Here is an 18,168-nt window from a genome sequence, read left to right as displayed (position 1 = left end):
AGGAGGATAAAGGGTCATGGGTCAGCCATTAATTGATTTAAAGAACATTACGAAGACATTTGACGGCACGGTCGTGCTGGATGATTTAAATCTTTCCGTAAAGGAAAATACTTTTGTTACACTGCTTGGACCCAGCGGCTGCGGAAAAACCACAACGCTCCGGATAATCGGCGGATTTGAACGGCCTGATCAGGGCACGGTCATCTTTGACGGACAGGATATCACCAGCCTTCCGCCAAACAAACGCCAGCTGAACACAGTATTTCAGAAATACGCGCTGTTTACCCACATGTCGATTGCGGAAAACATCGCATTTGGACTTAAGATCAAAAATAAACCAAAAACATATATCCAGGATAAGATTAAGTATGCCTTAAAGCTGGTTAATTTAGACGGCTTCGAAAACCGTACCGTGGATTCTTTGAGCGGCGGCCAGCAGCAGCGTATCGCCATTGCACGGGCCATTGTCAATGAACCCCGTGTTCTGCTCCTCGACGAACCGCTGGGCGCGCTGGATTTAAAGCTTCGCCAGGATATGCAGTATGAGCTGATCCGGTTAAAAAATGAACTGGGCATCACGTTTATCTACGTAACCCATGACCAGGAGGAGGCCCTTACCATGTCTGACACCATCGTCGTCATGAACCAGGGATATATCCAGCAGATGGGATCTCCTGAGAGCATTTATAATGAACCTGAAAATGCTTTTGTAGCCGATTTTATCGGGGAAAGCAATATCGTACCGGGTATTATGATCCGGGACGAGCTGGTAGAAATCTTTGGCGCCAGGTTCGTCTGCGTCGATAAGGGGTTTGGAAACAACAAGCCGGTGGACGTGGTGATCCGGCCGGAGGATATCGATCTGGTGCCTCCGGGAAACGGCTCTATTTCAGGCGTAGTCACTCATTTAATCTTTAAAGGCGTTCACTACGAGATGGAAGTTACCACTCCGGATGGCTTTGAATGGCTTGTACACAGCACGGACATGTTCCCGGTCGGACAGGAAGTGGATATCCATGTGGATCCATTTGACATTCAGATCATGAACAAGCCGGCTTCAGAGGATGAGGAGGCCGTGGGAGTCAATGAGTAAAAAATTATTATCCGGTCCGTATCTCATGTGGATGATCGGCTTTACCATCATTCCGCTGGCTCTGATTGTATTTTACGGTCTGACAGACAGAAGCGGGGCCTTCACCATGGCAAACGTCCTGTCCATCGCCACGGCGGAACACTCCAAGGCACTGTGGCTGTCCCTTGGCCTTTCCTTAATCAGCACGGTCATCTGTTTTATTCTCGCCTATCCGCTGGCCTTGATTTTACGGGCGCGGGGCATCGGCCAGGGCAGCTTTATCGTCTTCATCTTCATCCTTCCGATGTGGATGAATTTCCTGCTGCGCACGCTGGCATGGCAGACGCTTCTGGAGAAGAACGGCGTCATCAACGGAGTTTTATCGGCGCTCCATCTGCCGCCCCAGGGCTTAATCAACACACCGGGCGCCATTATCCTCGGCATGGTGTACAACTTCCTGCCGTTTATGGTTCTGCCTATTTATAATGTACTGTCCAAGATCGACGACAATGTGATCAATGCCGCCCAGGATCTGGGGGCCAACTTTTTTCAGATCCTGTTCCGTATCCTGCTTCCCTTAAGCATCCCGGGAATCGTCAGCGGAATCACGATGGTATTCGTACCGGCTCTCACCACCTTCGTTATCTCCAACTTACTGGGCGGAAGCAAGATTCTCTTAATCGGCAACGTCATCGAGCAGGAGTTTACCAAGGGCAGCAACTGGAATCTGGGATCCGGCCTCTCCCTTGTCATGATGATCTTTATCTTAATCAGTATGGCGCTGATCGCCAAATACGATAAAAACGGGGAGGGGACTGCATTTTGACGGGCAAAAAAACAGGTTTACTCAAACGTTTTGTTCAGGACTTTTATCTGGTCCTGATCCTGGTATTTTTATACGCTCCCATCGCTACCATGGCGGTGCTGTCTTTTAACAGCTCCAAGTCCAGGACTCAGTGGGGCGGGTTTACCACGCGGTGGTACACGGAACTGTTTTCCAGCAGTACCATCATGACGGCGCTCTATAATACGCTGCTGATTGCATTTTTATCTTCCATCATCGCAGTCATCATCGGCACGGCAGCGGCGATCGCTATCAATAACATGAAACGGGTTCCCCGCACAATTGTGATGGGAATCACCAATATCCCCATGCTGAACGCGGATATTGTGACCGGCATCTCCCTGATGCTGGCATTTATCGCCTTTGGAATCTCCCTCGGGTTTAAAACGATTCTGATTGCACATATTACTTTTAACATTCCGTATGTCATTTTAAGTGTCATGCCGAAGTTAAAACAAACGGATAAGAGTACTTACGAGGCCGCCATGGATTTAGGCGCAACTCCGGTCTATGCCTTCTTCAAGGTCGTATTTCCGGATATCCTTCCGGGTGTTCTCTCCGGTTTCCTGCTGGCCTTTACCATGTCGCTGGATGATTTCATCATCACCCATTTTACCCGCGGCGCCGGCATCAACACCTTATCCACGTTAATATACAGTGAAGTACGACGCGGCATCAAGCCGTCCATGTATGCGCTGTCCACCATCATCTTCTTAACGGTGCTGATTCTCTTACTGATTACAAACTTTGCACCGAAGCGGAAGAAACACTGAGATTATTTTATAAGGAGACAGATTATGAAAAAGAGGTATTGTTCCATCATGGCCGTTATGGCTGTGGCCGCATTATCCGCCGTCACCATGAGCGGCTGCGGCAAATCTGCCGATAAGGCGGGAAGCGCCGGCGAAGTTTACGTTTACAACTGGGGCGAGTATATTGACGAGGATGTGAAAGCGGAGTTTGAGGAAGAGACTGGAATTAAGGTCATCTATGATATGTTTGAGACGAATGAAGAGATGTATCCGGTCATCGAAGCGGGCGGCGTGAAATACGACGCGGTCTGCCCTTCCGATTATATGATTCAGAAGATGATCGAGAATCAGATGCTTGCTGAAATCAATTTTGACAATATTCCTAATATAAAAGAGATTGATCCCAAGTATATGGATATGTCCAAAAGCTTTGATCCGGATAATAAATATTCCGTTCCGTACTGCTGGGGTACCGTTGGTATCCTCTATAACACCAGCATGGTAGCCCCGGAGGATGCGCCGACTAAGTGGTCCGATTTGTGGGACGAGAAATTTAAGGATAATATCCTGATGCAGGACAGCGTCCGCGACGCATTCATGGTGGCTTTAAAATCTCTGGGTTACTCGATGAACACCACCAATGAAGCGGAAATCGCCGAGGCGAGAGATTTGCTGATCAAGCAGAAACCTCTGGTCCAGGCATATGTCATCGATCAGGTCCGCGATAAGATGATCGGCGGCGAAGCCGCCATGGGCGTCATCTATTCCGGTGAGATGCTTTACATTCAGCAGGAGGTGGCTGATCTCGGACTGGATTACTCGCTGGAATATGTGATCCCCGAGGAGGGAACCAATCTCTGGCTGGATTCCTGGGTAATCCCGGCTAACGCTCCAAACAAGGAGAATGCGGAGAAATGGATTAATTTCCTCTGCCGCCCGGATATCGCGAAGAAGAATTTTGAATACATCACATACCCCACTCCGAACAAGGGAGCCTTTGATTTGCTCGATGCGGATCTTCAGAACAACAAGGCTGTATTCCCGGACACGGATTCTCTGAAGAACTGTGAAGTCTTTCAGTACCTTGGAACCGATGTAGATTCTATTTATAATGAATACTGGAAAGAAGTGAAATCGAATTAGGGCTGCATCACTTACGCATGACAGTACCAACAGCAGTCAGGAGGACGCATCGTGGTAAATGCATTAGAAACACTATTACAGCAGGTAGTCGATATCACCATTCTCCTGTTTGAATTTATGGGAGTTCTGGTCATCATCGCGGCAGGACTCCGCGGGATTTATGATTACGTGAAGAGGAATCCCTCCATTCGTCTGAATCTGGCTCAGGGCATGGCACTGGGGCTGGAATTTAAGCTGGGAAGCGAGATTCTCCGTACCGTAGTGGTCCGTCAGCTGTCGGAAGTGGCCGTGGTGGCTGCGATTATCGCCTTAAGGGCGGCGCTGACATTCCTGATTCACTGGGAAATCAAGGTGGAACGGGAATCTGAATAAGTGAGGATGTAAAAGAGGACGTTCAGCTCATGAAACGGAGCTGGAAGTCCTCTTTTTTGTTAACCTGTCTGCGAAATCATACGGTTATCCGTATTTACCTGCCGTCTTTCAGTACCTTATGTTCTTCTGCCGGATCATATTAAACTTTATAATGGCCGTGTTGATATACTCGTTGGCATGAATCAGAGGCCGGTCAGAGGAGCTGTAGTTTATTCCTTTTAAGTACAGAAAAGGTTTGCAGCCCAGCTGATTGATATCTACATACTGGTCCAGCCCCTCAATCTCTGTCGTCAGAATGGTATCGATTTCCACTTTGTCCCATTCAATTTTCTCACCGGAAAGATTGTAGATGTATTGAAAAATAGAATTCTCGTATTTGCTGAATTCACAAAACGCCTCCTCCCCTCCGATCAGAGATAAACTAAAATAATCACGGCAGAACGCGCATACCAGGTCATCGGCCAGAAACATCTTCTCTGCTACGACGAGCTGTTCGCTGCTCTCCATCTGCAGCTGCTGGCAGATGGCTTCATCCCGGTCAATTTTCTGAATGTTCAGCAGCCGGACGGAAGGTGTATATCCGCTGTTCTCAATCATTTGGGTAAATTCCATACAGGGGTTGAATTTGACCTTGATATTGAGAGAATCTACGTTTACAAAGGTACCTTTTCCCTGGCGGCGGAAGATAATGCCTTCTGAGGCCAGGTCATTTAACGCCTGTCGGATGGTGATACGGCTGACACCGATCATCTCAGCCAGCACTTCTTCTCTGGGAAGCTTATTATTACGGGAAAGATCCATGTTCTTGATGTATTTATGTATTTCACGCTTTGCCTGCTCGGAAAGCGTCAGTGTATTCAGCTTCTGGTATTCCATATGATAGCCTCCTGCCTTTTTCTTTAATCATAGTTGGTAGGAGGCTCTTTGTCAACGTTTCAAACCCTTGCTTCCATTTAAAAGAAGATTTAGAAGAATGGCGCTGGCACTTACCATAAAAAGTCCATTGCTGCAGATCATGCTGAGCGTGGAGGGAAGACCTGCAAAGATATCGGAGGCAAAGGTGGCACCGACACCGATGGCAATACTGGTTCCCACAATTGTGAAATTATTGTTTTCAAAGAAATTCAGCTTTGACAATATGGAGATGCCTGACGAGGTAATGACGCCAAACAGAGCCAGGGTAGCTCCTCCCAGTACAGCTTTCGGAACCACTGTTATCACCGCGGATACCTTGGGAAATATGCCCAGAAGGAGCATCATTACCCCAGCCGTCGCAATGACAGAGCGGCTTTTTATTTTTGTAAGGTCGATCAGGCTGACATTTTCATTAAACATGGTAGAAGGTACGGAGTTAAATGCGCCTGTTATCACCTGCGAAACTGCCTGCGCCTTGATTCCTTTAATCTTGGTGGCATTGTCTGTATGCGTTCCGGCAATCTCATCCAGTACAGAGAAGACTCCAATACATTGAATCATATTAATGATACAGAAAATGGTCATGATCAATATGGAACCCGCTTCAAACTGCGGAGCGCCAAAGTAAAAGGGCGTCACCAGCCGGAATGCACTTGCCTCCTGAATAGGGGTGATATCCACCATTCCCATGAAAGCGCCGACCAGAGTTCCGCCGATAATTCCCAGCAGAAGGGACATGGCGCGCCAGATTCCTTTGCCGAATTTCTCCACCAGGATGATAAAAATCAAGACTCCAAATCCCAGCAGAAGATTCTGCACCGACCCATACGTACTGCTGCCGGTACCGCCGGCCAGATCCTGGATAGCCGTAGGCGCCAGACTGACACCGATCAGTGTAACGAAAGTCCCAACGACCACCGGCGGAAACAGCATCAGAATCTTATCCAGAAAAAAGGAAAGAATGAAGATCAGTACACCGGATACCATAATGGCTCCAAACAGGGTGGGAAGGCCGTAAGTATTTCCAATCATAATCATGGGAGCCAACGGCGCAAAGGAGGATCCCAGAATGATAGGATATCTGGAACCTATGTATTTGCTCAATCCAAATACCTGGATCAGAATAGCGATTCCGCTGGTAAAAAGGTTGGCAGATACCAGAAACGCGGTGGTCCTGGCGTCCAGCCCCATGGCGCCGCTCAGGATCAGAGGAACCGCTATCGTTCCGGGGCACATGGCCAGCACATGCTGGAAACCTACCAGCAGATTCTTGCCAGGGCTTATTTTCTCAGAAAACGTATCCATATCAGGCCCTCCTGTCAATCCCAATAACCTTCATGAACTTTGGCTGCATCTACTTCCACTTCCGTGACAGGTCCCACCACCTCAATTGCCTTTTGTCCCCGGGAAAATACTTCACGGCAGGGGAGGTCAAAGGTCGGGTTTTGCTCATTGCTGCCAGTCAGCTCCAACAGACGGCGCTCTGTCATGCCATAAACTACACGGCCGATATTGGCCCAGTAGATGGCGCCGGCGCACATGGCACATGGCTCTGCCGTAGTATATAAGGTGCAGTCCCAGAGATAATCTTTTGTAAATTCATGGGAAGCACGTGCTGCCAGCGTTGCCTCTGCATGACCGGTACAGATTTTATCTGTGATCTCGATATTTCCCTGCTCCATCACGATGTCCCCGTCCTTATTTACTAAAAGCGCTCCGAAGGGGGTGTTGCCCGCAGCACGGGCCTCTTTTGATATCTCGATTGCACGTCTTAAATAGTATTCATGGCTCTGGTAACTCATATAAAATCCTCCTGCATAATAGTATTAGGTAATAGGTATTACCTTTTGTTTGAATCCATCATAACACGGATAAGATATGATGTCTATGTGAAGGATTTACGATAAGAAGCTGCAATAATTGTACAATATATACAAAACTTTGGTTTTCATCAATGGCTGTTGACTCTTATATCCACCGCACACCGTGTGCTGCGAGAGATGAAATTCCATTGCAAAAAGAGGACTTTCACCCATGAACCTGAGTGGAAAGTCCTCTTTTTTCATTAGAGTAACAGGGATATCTTCTGCATTTCCATTAATTTTTCTTTCGGGCCTTTCATTTGCTCTTCCGTGTCATTTTAATGATCCCCGCCTTATACATTACCAGGGCACAGATTACCGTAACTCCCATACAAAGAAGTACTACAAATCCCTCTTTTCCGGTCAGCGGATAGAACGCGTTGATTACAAATACCAGAATCAGCGGAAGAATCATGGTTAGTGATTTGCCCTTTGCCTCATATTCTCCGCAGTCATCATTGACAAAGCTCAGAAGAATTCCGCCGAACAGCGCGGGAAGCAGATACTGAGTTGCAGTCTGAACGGCCGGACTTGTCAGTACCGGACGAAGCGGTACCAGAAGGACGACTCCCAGCGCAATGATCAGCGTCGTCACAATAGATGAAACCGCCACGCCAATGGTCGCGATGGTGTCCCCCTCATCCGTCCCCTGAGAGGTATCTGTCAGCACCTGCGCATTGATAACCACCGGTATCTTCAGATTCATGACATTTCCGGTTAAAAAGGTTAAGTAAGCGGAGGATCCCAGGATGGGAGTATAGCTCAATACTTCCGCGATATTCGTGGGCAGAAAGACCGCAAGCAGGCCTCCGCCCACGGCGAAAATCTGTCCGATGCTCTCCGGCCATACGTCATAGACGGCTGACAGAATGGTTGGAATTCCCAGCATAAATACTATTGCTATGATGACGCCGATGCGCCCGGTCCGGTGGATGCTCGTCTCGTATTTTTTATCCATAATCATACCTTCCTTTCCTTTTCCCCATTAACCAAGTATTCTGACCCACAAAAGTGACGACGCCATACCTAACAGCAGCGTATCCGCCATAACAAAGTTCCGCAGCCAGAGTATCTTAAATTTCTTTATAACTGCCATATGGATTACCACAATCACACAGGAGGTAACGACTACGGCCAGATAGACCGGTCCTTTCATAATCTGGATCGGTAAGAATGCTTCGATAATCGCCAGTGACAGAACGCCTGTCAGCAGGGCTCCCAACGCACCATGAGTATTTTTCGCCTTTTGTAAGCTGGTCTGCACCTTTTTGCCGAAGATCAGAACTCCCACGATCCCGCCGAGAATACAGATACTCATAACAAACATCACGGTGCCTACGATAGAGGTATCTCCCGCGGCATTTAAAGCGGCGATGGATTCGTAGCCCGCGCCTGTGGCAACCATGTCGGCCGCCATCAGTTCATACGTTACAGACCCTACCACGGACAGTCGGAACCATGACCACGGCACCCCCAGAACCGCTGCTAAACTGAACAAACCGATAACAATGGAGATGGAGGGGACGATGGAATAGATGGCTGACGAGGTAATGGCTGTCTTTAATTTGTCTTTCGTCAGGCCGATTTCCAGACCGTGACGGTATGCCTTTCTCATGGTAATGACACAGAATATCAGGATATATACGATTCCGGCTCCGACTAGCGCATAGAGAAGCGGACTGTTCATTATTTCATTAAATGTCATGATTCTTTTCTCCTTCTTGTATGATAGAGCGGTTCACTGTTTTATGAAATATCTCCCGGCAGTATGCCCTCTGGTATTGGAGAGGTATAGACGCCTCCGGTTTCCTCCTCCAGCTCTTTCTTTGCAGTATCGAGTATCTCCGGTTTCCCGTAGATTTTCACGCAGGCCAGGGCAATGGCACGCGCAACCGCCTGACTGGCTTTGTCACCGATCGAAGTTCCCACCTGCGCCGTCATCTGCCATGTATGAACACCGGTCTCAGGGATTCCGACAGCCGCTGTAATCTGGGCAGTCGGCACCTGATAGCTCACATCACCCACGTCGCTGGAGCCGGTCATCACCCGGTTTCTCATTGCAGGCGTATAAGGTACAATGAAGGTGTTCAGTGGACGTTCTGCAAATTCTGCCTCGCTGATTCCATTCTGTCTGGCTCCGTTTTTTACCACCCGTTTCCTCTGTTCCTCTGGCATGGCATTCAGGAACTCTCTTGCAATGGCAAATTCCTCTTCTCCAAAATCAGGGGCTCCGGCTTCCAGGTACGCATCGGATAAGAGACTGGAAAGCGTCGGATTGGGAATCGTATCGCTCAGCCCGCCCAGAACCTTGATGGTCACACTTGTCTCCGTCATCAGCGCCGCGCCTTCCGCAATCTTTTTGATCCGTTCTAATATCTCTCCACTCTGGGTAAGCTTGGGAGCCCGGATAAAATACAGCAGGGAGGCGTGATCCGGCACGATATTGGGGGCCTCTCCGCCGCAGTCTAAATACGCATAGTGGACACGGGCGTCTGAGATTATATGCTCGCGCAGGTAGTTGACCCCCACATTCATCAGCTCGCAGGCATCCAGAGCGCTCCGCCCCAGCTCCGGGGCCGCTCCGGCATGGGCTGTTCTCCCCTTAAAATCAAAACGGACCTTATAATAAGCCACTGTCCTGACTGACATGGACATATTGCTGTCCATTGGATGCCAGCAAAATGCCGCGTCTATTCCATCAAAACAGTGTTCCTTTATCATAAACGCTTTGCCAAATCCGGTCTCCTCTGCCGGACATCCGTATAATTCCACGGTTCCCGTCACCCCGGTTCTCTGCAGGTACTCCTTCACCGCGATCGCAGTCCCGGCAGCCCCGGCTCCCAATGCGCTGTGTCCGCATCCGTGACCGTATTTTTTACCCTCAATAGGACACGGCTTCGCACAGCCGGCCTTCTGGCTCAGATCCGGCAGGGCGTCATATTCCGCCAAAATGGCGATGACGGGCTTTCCCGTTCCGAACCGGCCCACAAAAGCAGTTGAAATACCAGCCAGTCCCTCCTCTACCTCAAAACCTTCCTGTCTTAAAACTGCTTTCATCTTTTCCGCGCTCTGTTTTTCCTGATAACCAAATTCTGCATAATCCCATACAGCCCGGTTAATTTCGGAAATGGTATCTGCCTTTTCCATCACAATCTCATGAATCATTTGCTTTTCTTCCATCTTTCCCTCTCCTTCTGTGCATTTATTATAGATAATAGTATCAGATAGCCGGGGGATAAAGGAAATATGTTTCACTTATAGAGATATATAAAGAATTTATATGGCGATATTCTACAATGAGTTTCCTGTTACAGAAAAAACGCTGGCGGAATCTCTCCGCACAGCGCTTTTATCATAAAAAACTGATCCGTTCTTTAAAATATTCCAGATATTCTTTTGCAAAATTACTCAGACCGCGGTCGGTGGAATAGAGATACCCCAGCTCCAGCTGACGGCTGTCAAAGGGAATACTGACCACGTGATGAAGGCGGTTATACTCCTCCGAATGAGGGAGCACAATACTGAAGGCCTGAGAATTGGAGACCAGGGATACCCGTGATGAAGTGGACTGGACGCAGATCAACCGGTTCGGGTTGACAATGTCCTGCCAGGGCATCCAGTTAGCATCTCTCTCATAGAGATCCGAAAACGCCACATAGGGATAATTTTTCAGTTCTTCAATCTTAAATTCCGGTTTTTGAAGCAGCGGATGATCTTCAGCCAGCTGGACATAGAAACAGGCATCCTTCAGTTTCACAAATTTTACATGAAGATCAGAGCAGAGTCTTGCAAAACCGGACGATCCTGTGTCCAGATAAATCACCAGGTCACAAAGATTTCTGTAGAGTGCCTCAACCTGCTTCTCACCGTCACCGATGTAACAGGAAAAGTGGAGGTGTGCCATCTCCTGATACTCTGTACATAAATCCCAGAATGCTTCAAAGGCAGGCACATAGCGGGGATAGACGAGCCGGAACAGGCAGTCTTCTTCCTCACTTATTCCACTGGTGATCTCCTGAATGTCCGCCATGATGGAGGCGGCCTTCTTCGCCAGCTTCATACCGCTGGCCGTCAGCTGCATCCCCATGGGCGTGCGCTCAAATATGGTAATTCCCAGTTCATTTTCCAGGTTCTTGATGGCATTGCTTAAGTTTGGCTGAGAAAGGAAAAGCGTTTTAGCAGCTTTCGATACAGAGCCGGTCCTGCTGATTTCCATTACATACTGGAGCTGCTGAATGGTCATGAGATACCTCCTGTTATTTTAACTCAATCCTTACTGTTTTGATCTCAAATGCCCTGAAGTCCAGAATCACAGCCCCGTCCGTCACACAGACTTCCTCTTCCTTATTTTCCAGCATGTCGCACAGCCATGCCGCTTTCACAGGGAGATTGATCTTTACAGCGGTGGAATCTATCCGCTTCTTACACTCATACAGGCGGAAAATCAGATCTCCGCTTCCGTCTTCGGCCAGCTTCACCGCCTCAATGACTATGTGGTCGGATCCGGTGTCTGCCAGCGAGAAGGTATCTGTGATTCCGTTGATTACAAGGGGCGGCACATTGATCTCATACCCCTGTTTCACCACATCGCTCTCCTGGAAGCTTCCGTTCCACGCCGCCGCGCCATACGTAAAGGTATGAATCCGGTTATCCGCCTGCATATCGGGGCAGGCGCCGGCGCGCAGAAGCGTCAGCTCCAATGCCCCGTCTTCCATGCTGATTCCGTACTTGCAGTCATTCAGGACAGCAAAGCCGTTGCCGCCGTCACATACGGCGCTGTACCGGTGGTTGCATACCTCAAACCGCTCTTTCTCATATGCCCTGGACCGGTGCATGGGACGTTCCACATATCCGAACTGCATCTCATTGATCCCGTACTCACCATATAAAATGGTGGGGAAGCTGACCTTTAACAGTCTGTGAAGCTCGCGCCAGTCGATCTCTGTCCTGAATTCTACTCTGCTCTCTCCCACTGCCAGCGTGATGTCCTGGCAAAAGGAAGAACTGCCGATCTTTCCCGTCGCTCTCAGCGCTGCCCTGGCGCCTGCGGCGCAGATAATCTCCACCTTTACATCGAAGGCACCTTCGATCTCCTGCTCTCTGTAATTAGAATCAATATCCCAGGCATCAAACTTTCTCGGCACATCCTTAAACAGGCGGAAATGATTCATCGGTGTTTCGGCAAATTCTCTTCCGTTCTCCTTCAGTACATAGGAGGTAATCTCGGCGTTGGAGGCAACCGTCACCCGAAGCCTGTCATTCTCCATCACGAAACCGTCTCCTTCCGCTTTAACTACAGCAGGAGGCAGAGTCAATCCTGTCTCTTTCACAGCCTCGGGCGCAGTCTCCCCGTCTCCGCACGGAACCACGGTAACCGCTCCCAGCGGCGGAACCATAATTCTGGCGGTAACCGTTTTACCATCGGTATACACAGGAACTGTCTCCCCGTCCAGAGTCCTTGCCCCCGTTCCGTAATTCTCCGGAACATCAATCAGGCAGACGCGCGGGAAAGAAAGCGAGTTGAATACAGTCAATCCCTCGCCCTCTTGTATCAGGCTTGTGACTGCGTCTCTGCAGAATTTCCCGGCCTCTTCACAGACGCGGCCAAGGGAACTTTCTGCCTCCTCATATACCCGGTGGATACTGGAACCGGGAAGAATATCATGGAACTGGTTCAGCAGCGTTTCCTTCCACAGGCGCTCCGTCTCCTCTGCAGGATACCGGTATCCGCTGCCTGCGGCGTTCTCTCCATCGGGAACCATACCGCTGCCCGCAGGCATGGAGGCGGCGGCGGAAGCCCACAGTTCTAAATCTCTCATGGCAAATTCCGCCCTCCGGTTCCATCTCTTGACCGCGGCCTGTGAGGTATAGGTGCCGCGGTGAGCCGTAAAATACAGTTCTCCCACATACGTATTGGATGGACCGCCCCGGCTCTCCATGCGCTCAAAGTAGTCGACCGGGTTCTCCATTTCAATGCGTACGCCGCCCTCTAAATTCTTCTGACGTTCTATAAACTCAATGTGATCTCTCGTCGGGCCTCCGCCTCCGTCTCCATACCCAAATGGAATCAGAAATGTATCCAGACTGCGCTTCTGAACACGATTTTTCCACACTGTGTTCATCTCTTCCGGGGACGTATAATACGTATAATTGGTAGGAAGGAACGCATCGATCTCACTGCCGTCCATCCCTCTCCAGGTAAAATAATGGTAGGGGAACTGTTCTCCCTCGTTGTAGGACCAGAAAATCTTCTGGGTAACCAGATAATCGACACCGCATTTTTTAAGGATCTGAGGAAGCGCTGCGGTGTAGCCAAAGGTATCCGGCAGCCAGAGCATCCTGCTGTCCACCGCAAACATTTTCTTATAATATGCCTTGCCGTACAGCAGCTGGCGGACCAGCGCCTCACCACCCGCCATGTTTGTATCCGGCTCCACCCACATGGCGCCTTCGGCGATCCATTGGCCCTTTTTAACTGCCTTTCTGATTTCCTCAAACAGCTCCGGATAGTATTTCCGGCACATCTCATAGCAGGCCGGCTGGCTCTGGATAAATTTATAGTCTTGATACTCCTCCATCAGACGCAGCTGCGCCGCAAATGTCCTGGCAGTCTTCCGGTACGTCTCCGCCATAGGCCACAGCCAGGCCAGATCCAGATGGGCGTTTCCAATCGCGGAAAATACCGGGGTCGTTGAACCGTTCACCGCGGAAAGCACAGGCTCCAGCGCAGCGCGGGCCTTCCGGTAATCTCTGCTCCTGGCCTCTTTCTCCTGCTCAAAGTCCACAATCAGCGTGAACTGCTCCAGCGCTTCGGCGACTCTGGCCGCACGCAGGGAATCTTCATCCAGGATCTTAAGCAGGCTGGAGAGTGTCTCCACATCCATAAAAAGCTGGTATGCATCTTCATCCCAGATTCCATAGGTCCCTTCCCCCAGCGTCCTTCTCGCCCCTTCGGTCAGTTCATCCCTGTAAAGACCGGGAAGAACGGGACCGGTGGCACAGCCGCTGTCCTGGGCTTCCGCATAGAAATGGCCGGCGTACGTCTCCATGCAGATATCGAATACCTCTCCCGGCTTCGCCTCCCGGGTCAGCGTATTATCCACCAGGAAATGATGGGGCTGCTTCACCCAGTCCGCCCGGTATGTTCCAAACGCGGCTCCATTCACAAACACCGTGGATTCTCCGCCCGGACATAAGTCCAGTACAACTCTCTTTCCCGCGGTTTCTTCCGGCAGTGAAAGTGTGGTGCGAAACCACGCATATTCGTAAGTCTTCCCCCATGTATATCCCGGTTCCACTCTCTTGTACGTTCCTGCGCCGGCTTCCTCGTAACTCAGCTGCTCCATGGTCTTGAATACTTCCCAGTTAAGGGTTCCCACCGGAGTATAAAAATCTTCTTTCAGGGTCCTGATCCAATGATTGATTCTGTCTCTGTATTCCGAATGCATAATCCCCATTTATTTATCCTCGTCTGCTTATATTCGTTTTATTTCTGCTTATTTATTTCTTCCCTCTTTGCTTCTGCCTGTTTTACTTCTGCCCGTTCACCCGTCCCTGTTTCCCTGTTCCTTGTATATCATATTCTCTCCGGCTTTCTGACCGTCTCTCCCGCTGCAATCGCCGTATCGATGACGACCTGCCTGATCCCTGTATTGCCCCGTATCTGTTCTACAAGTATCTCAGCCGCACAGACAGACATTCTTCCCTTGTAGGAACTGACGGAAGTCAGGCCGAGCGGCAGCTTTAAGCGCGACTCAATATGGTCGAACCCTATGATCGAGCAGTCTTTCGGCACCATTTTCCCGCGTTTTAACAGGCAGCACCATGCCTCCCAGGCCAGCATATCACTGAACGCAAAAATGGCAGTGTACTCCTGTCCCTCCTTCTCCAGTGCCGTTAAGACGGCCTCGCAGCCATCAGAAACCACCGGAACCTGACAGATCAGCCGCTCGTTCACAGGCAGGCCAGCCTCCCGAAACGCTCTGCAGTAGCCCTCCAGACGCTCTCTGGCACTGGATATGTAAGTGGCTCCATGAAGGAGCAGAATATCCCTGTGGCCTGCGGCCAGCAGTTCCTTCGTCGCCTGGAAGCCGCCCAGCTCATCATTGCAGACCACATAGCTGTAAGCCTCGTCCCGGCGCCCGATCAGCACGAATGGCACTCCAGACTCTTTTAAATAAATTAAATTGTCCGGTGTTTTCTGAGCCGGGCAGATGATAATGCCATCTACATTTTTATTGAGAGCCGACTGAATCGCCGCCAGCTCCAGCTCCTCATTTTCATTTGTATTAAACAGAATGGAGGTATACCCGGCCTTCCACGCATAGCCTTCGATTTCCTTCATCATGATTGAAAAATGAGGGTTGGAAATGTCTCCTAAAATAACGGCTATGGTGTTCGTATAGCCCAGGCGCAGGGAGGCCGCCAGCGTATTGCTCACATGCCCCATCTCCCGCGCGGTTCTCTGGATCATCTCTCTCGTTTCAACGGCGATATCATCTTTGTCCCTCAAGGCCCTTGAAACCGTATTAACGCTGTAACCGGTCTTCGCTGCAATATCCTTTAACGTGACGGCCGGCCTTCTCTTCTTCATCTGTCTTCTCCGCCCTGTTTTAACCCCCGGCTCTTAAAGCGGTATACCGTCTTCGTGACACAAGGTTCATTGGCTTTTATGATGGGAGACTCAAACGCCGGTTCATTGGCTGCATTGGGGAAATACTGGGTCTCAAGACAGAATCCGCATCGTTTGCCGTATTTTACCCCGTCCTTTCCGGGCTCCTCGTTCAGGAAATTACCCGCATACAGCTGGACACCAGGTCTGTCCGTCTCTACTTCCATGGAAATCCCGCTCTCCGGACTCGTGACAACAGCAGCTTTGCTCAGACCCATGCGGCTGCCTGAACCAGCACTCTGGCTGATAACAAAATTATGATCATATCCCCCGGTAAACTGAAGCTGTTCATAATCAGCATCAATCTCGGCTCCGATTGCTTTTCCCTGTCGGAAATCCATGGGTGTGCCTGTCACATCCGCCGTCTCGCCCGTAGGAATCGAAGCAGAATCCCTGACCGGCGTATAGAAATCTGCCATCAGCGTCAGGACATGGTTCAAAATCGTACCGCTGTCATGGCCATTCAAATTAAAATAGCTGTGATTCGTCGGATTAAAGACAGTCTCTGCATCCGATACGCCTTTATAGGTAATGCAGATCTCATTGTCCTCTGTCAGCGCGTATGTAACGGACAGTTCCAGATTTCCTGGAAATCCCTGGTCACCGTCCGGGCTTTCCAGAACAAACGTAACTTCATTCCTGCCTTCTGCCGGCTCTTTCACGTTCCATAAACGGATCTGATATCCATCAGGGCCGCTGTGAAGATTGTTCTTCCCCTCATTAGGAGTCATGCAAAAGACTTTCCCCTCCAGGGTGACCGCGGCGCCTTCCAGCCGGTTACCATTTCTCCCTATCGTTGATCCGAAATAGGTACTTGTATTCTTCCGGTACTCATTGGCGCTTCCATATCCCAATACCACGTCGCGCGGCTGGCCCTCCTGATCCGGTACAATCACTCTGGTCAAAACGGCTCCCAGATCCGACACGGTGATTTCCATGCCGTTTCTGTTCTTCAGTGTAAAAAGGCTGACCTCTTTTTCTCCATCTACTACTCCAAATACGGTTCTGTTCATGATGCTCTTCCTTTCCATTAACGTTAATGTCAGTATAGCTTTTTTTATACGGTGCGTCAAGTAAAAAGCGATACCATAGAAGAGAACTTCTGTATATCCCTCCTCTGGCAGACTGGAATCATACGCCTTCTCTTCAATCTGCCTGATTGCCATATCACAGGTACTTTCCATGTTTTTATAAGTTGGTAATACCTTAAGTTCCATAATAACTGGTGTTTTTGACACGTTGCTGCTGCATACTAAAATATCCAGTCGGCCAGTTACACTCTCCCGGTTCGATTTTACGAGATAATCTCTTAAATTATTTAGAACCCCAATCATGATTCCGTGACAGCACTTTTCGCCTCAAGATTATAGTCTTGCAACATACGATCAGATTCTTGTTGATTGAAACCAAAGTACTCATCATAAGAGCGGCTTAATATTGTAATAATATCCTGTTCCATGTGGAAACACAAGGACAGAGTCATTATTCCAGCCGAAACAGACAAATTTAATTGCACTGTCCATAAAAAAGGAAAAACCGGTACTCAATCATGAGTCCGGCTTATTTCCTCCTTCCAACAGCATACCAGTTTCTGTTATCAGGGCAAAAAATTATTTCCGTCATTAAATCGGAGGCTTCACCTCTCTGTCGCACCATAACAGACCACCGTGTGCCAGTTGGTCTTCCTCCACCTCCAGCATAATGAGTGAAATACGCTCCTGTGATATTCCAAGCGCTTCAGACGCTGCTTCTGTTACCCCTTTAGCAAGTCGTCGTTTTTGCTCTGCTGTTCGCCCCTTAAGCATTTGAATCTGAATCCGCGGCATTATTACGCCTCCTGTTTCTGCTCCATCATTTCTTTAACCCATGCAGGTGTTAAATCCGGCAAAACAGAACCTTCTGTCCTGCATTTCCTGTACTCACTGATAGCAGCTACCCGTTTTTCCTCGTAAGCAACTTTTACTTCTGCTGCCTCTAATACTTCTTTTATTTTTTCTCTCGGTACAACCACCACTCCGTCATAATCTCCAACAATTAAATCTCCCGGATTTACCAGGACAGAGCCACATTCGACTGGAATATTCAATCCTCCTGGTCCCTTTTTTGCCGGACTCGCCGGCTTATAACCTCTGCTGAACATCGGCATTCCGATTTCATCAAGACCGGTCTTGTCACGTATATATCCGTCCACGATAATTCCCGACACACCGATTGCCTCCGCCGCGCCGCCCATCAGATCACCCATATATGCTCTCTCTTCAAAGGCCTTCCCACTCACAACAATTACATATCCGGGCCTGCAGTTATAAATTGCAACATGTAACGGCAGATTGTCACCATCTTTTGTTTCCACGGTACAAGCGGTTCCCACAACACTCATCTTATCTGAAACCGGTTTAATCTGTCCGCTCATACAGCGGCCTGCGAGAAGTCCAAGTTTGCTTAAGCCATCGCAAATATTTGCAGAACTAAGCTTAGATGCGCGTTCAATAAGATCTTCAGAAATTAATTCCGGCAATTCATAATAATTTTCCATA

The 18,168-nt window shown here is 49.3% G+C and carries 17 protein-coding genes and 1 pseudogene; 5 read left to right on the top strand and 13 right to left on the bottom strand.

The features are described 5' to 3' along the window. The first annotated feature begins 16 nt into the window (after positions 1-16). Genes NE473_RS24315 through NE473_RS24295 form a run of 5 tightly spaced genes read left to right on the top strand, consistent with a single transcriptional unit; the run spans position 17 to position 4,183 of the window. Positions 17-1,093 (top strand): ABC transporter ATP-binding protein, encoded by a 1,077-nt coding sequence (locus NE473_RS24315; protein ID WP_006770988.1) that lies wholly within the window; start codon positions 17-19, stop codon positions 1,091-1,093. Then, complete coding sequence (locus NE473_RS24310; RefSeq protein WP_022031296.1) at positions 1,086-1,898, top strand: ABC transporter permease; 813 nt, start codon at positions 1,086-1,088, stop codon at positions 1,896-1,898. The genes NE473_RS24315 and NE473_RS24310 overlap by 8 nt, the downstream gene beginning before the upstream one ends. Then, a complete protein-coding gene (locus NE473_RS24305) occupies positions 1,895-2,689 on the top strand; it encodes an ABC transporter permease (protein WP_006774396.1) in 795 nt (264 codons plus the stop codon). The genes NE473_RS24310 and NE473_RS24305 overlap by 4 nt, the downstream gene beginning before the upstream one ends. A gap of 24 nt (positions 2,690-2,713) precedes the next feature. Beyond that, the gene (locus NE473_RS24300; RefSeq protein ID WP_022031297.1) at positions 2,714-3,811 is read left to right on the top strand and encodes an ABC transporter substrate-binding protein; all 1,098 of its coding nucleotides are present in this window, start codon (positions 2,714-2,716) and stop codon (positions 3,809-3,811) included. A 51-nt stretch (positions 3,812-3,862) separates the two neighbouring features. Beyond that, on the top strand, positions 3,863-4,183 hold the full coding sequence (locus NE473_RS24295; protein ID WP_006774394.1) for a DUF1622 domain-containing protein: 321 nt from the start codon (positions 3,863-3,865) through the stop codon (positions 4,181-4,183). Between the two features lie 108 nt (positions 4,184-4,291). On the opposite strand, the gene NE473_RS24290 is transcribed toward NE473_RS24295, so the two are convergent. The 13 genes and pseudogenes from NE473_RS24290 to NE473_RS24230 all read right to left on the bottom strand — a co-directional run bounded on the left by NE473_RS24290 (position 4,292) and on the right by NE473_RS24230 (position 18,167). Next, on the bottom strand, positions 4,292-5,059 hold the full coding sequence (locus NE473_RS24290; RefSeq protein ID WP_022031298.1) for a GntR family transcriptional regulator: 768 nt from the start codon (positions 5,057-5,059) through the stop codon (positions 4,292-4,294). 51 nt (positions 5,060-5,110) lie between these two features. Then, positions 5,111-6,403 (bottom strand): uracil-xanthine permease family protein, encoded by a 1,293-nt coding sequence (locus NE473_RS24285; protein ID WP_006774392.1) that lies wholly within the window; start codon positions 6,401-6,403, stop codon positions 5,111-5,113. A gap of 14 nt (positions 6,404-6,417) precedes the next feature. Next, on the bottom strand, positions 6,418-6,900 hold the full coding sequence (locus NE473_RS24280) for a nucleoside deaminase (RefSeq protein ID WP_006774391.1): 483 nt from the start codon (positions 6,898-6,900) through the stop codon (positions 6,418-6,420). Positions 6,901-7,216: 316 nt separating this feature from the next. Then, positions 7,217-7,918: a hypothetical protein gene (locus tag NE473_RS24275; protein WP_155560963.1), complete on the bottom strand. Its 702-nt coding sequence runs from the start codon at positions 7,916-7,918 to the stop codon at positions 7,217-7,219. A gap of 27 nt (positions 7,919-7,945) precedes the next feature. Continuing rightward, positions 7,946-8,665, bottom strand: a complete 720-nt coding sequence (locus NE473_RS24270; protein WP_055651266.1) for a DUF5058 family protein — start codon at positions 8,663-8,665, stop codon at positions 7,946-7,948. 41 nt (positions 8,666-8,706) lie between these two features. Continuing rightward, positions 8,707-10,140 (bottom strand): amidohydrolase, encoded by a 1,434-nt coding sequence (locus NE473_RS24265; protein ID WP_055651267.1) that lies wholly within the window; start codon positions 10,138-10,140, stop codon positions 8,707-8,709. A 172-nt stretch (positions 10,141-10,312) separates the two neighbouring features. Beyond that, positions 10,313-11,203, bottom strand: a complete 891-nt coding sequence (locus NE473_RS24260) for a LysR family transcriptional regulator (RefSeq protein ID WP_006774386.1) — start codon at positions 11,201-11,203, stop codon at positions 10,313-10,315. A gap of 13 nt (positions 11,204-11,216) precedes the next feature. After that, complete coding sequence (locus tag NE473_RS24255; protein WP_055651268.1) at positions 11,217-14,417, bottom strand: alpha-mannosidase; 3,201 nt, start codon at positions 14,415-14,417, stop codon at positions 11,217-11,219. A gap of 119 nt (positions 14,418-14,536) precedes the next feature. Further along, on the bottom strand, positions 14,537-15,553 hold the full coding sequence (locus NE473_RS24250) for a LacI family DNA-binding transcriptional regulator (protein WP_006774383.1): 1,017 nt from the start codon (positions 15,551-15,553) through the stop codon (positions 14,537-14,539). After that, complete coding sequence (locus tag NE473_RS24245) at positions 15,550-16,644, bottom strand: aldose epimerase family protein (RefSeq protein ID WP_055651304.1); 1,095 nt, start codon at positions 16,642-16,644, stop codon at positions 15,550-15,552. The genes NE473_RS24250 and NE473_RS24245 overlap by 4 nt, the downstream gene beginning before the upstream one ends. 57 nt (positions 16,645-16,701) lie before the next feature. Next, a pseudogene (locus NE473_RS24240) lies at positions 16,702-16,974 on the bottom strand (PD-(D/E)XK nuclease domain-containing protein); the annotation flags it as partial. 279 nt (positions 16,975-17,253) lie between these two features. Beyond that, complete coding sequence (thmT, locus tag NE473_RS24235; protein WP_006774379.1) at positions 17,254-17,457, bottom strand: 2-hydroxymuconate tautomerase; 204 nt, start codon at positions 17,455-17,457, stop codon at positions 17,254-17,256. 2 nt (positions 17,458-17,459) lie between these two features. After that, on the bottom strand, positions 17,460-18,167 hold the full coding sequence (locus NE473_RS24230; protein ID WP_055651269.1) for an RraA family protein: 708 nt from the start codon (positions 18,165-18,167) through the stop codon (positions 17,460-17,462). Position 18,168: the final 1 nt, after the last annotated feature.

Origin of the sequence: Hungatella sp. SL.1.14 (assembly GCF_024460495.1) — a bacterium.
Taxonomy (GTDB): Bacteria; Bacillota; Clostridia; order Lachnospirales; family Lachnospiraceae; genus Hungatella; species Hungatella hathewayi.
This window is presented reverse-complemented; position numbering and strand designations above follow the sequence as displayed.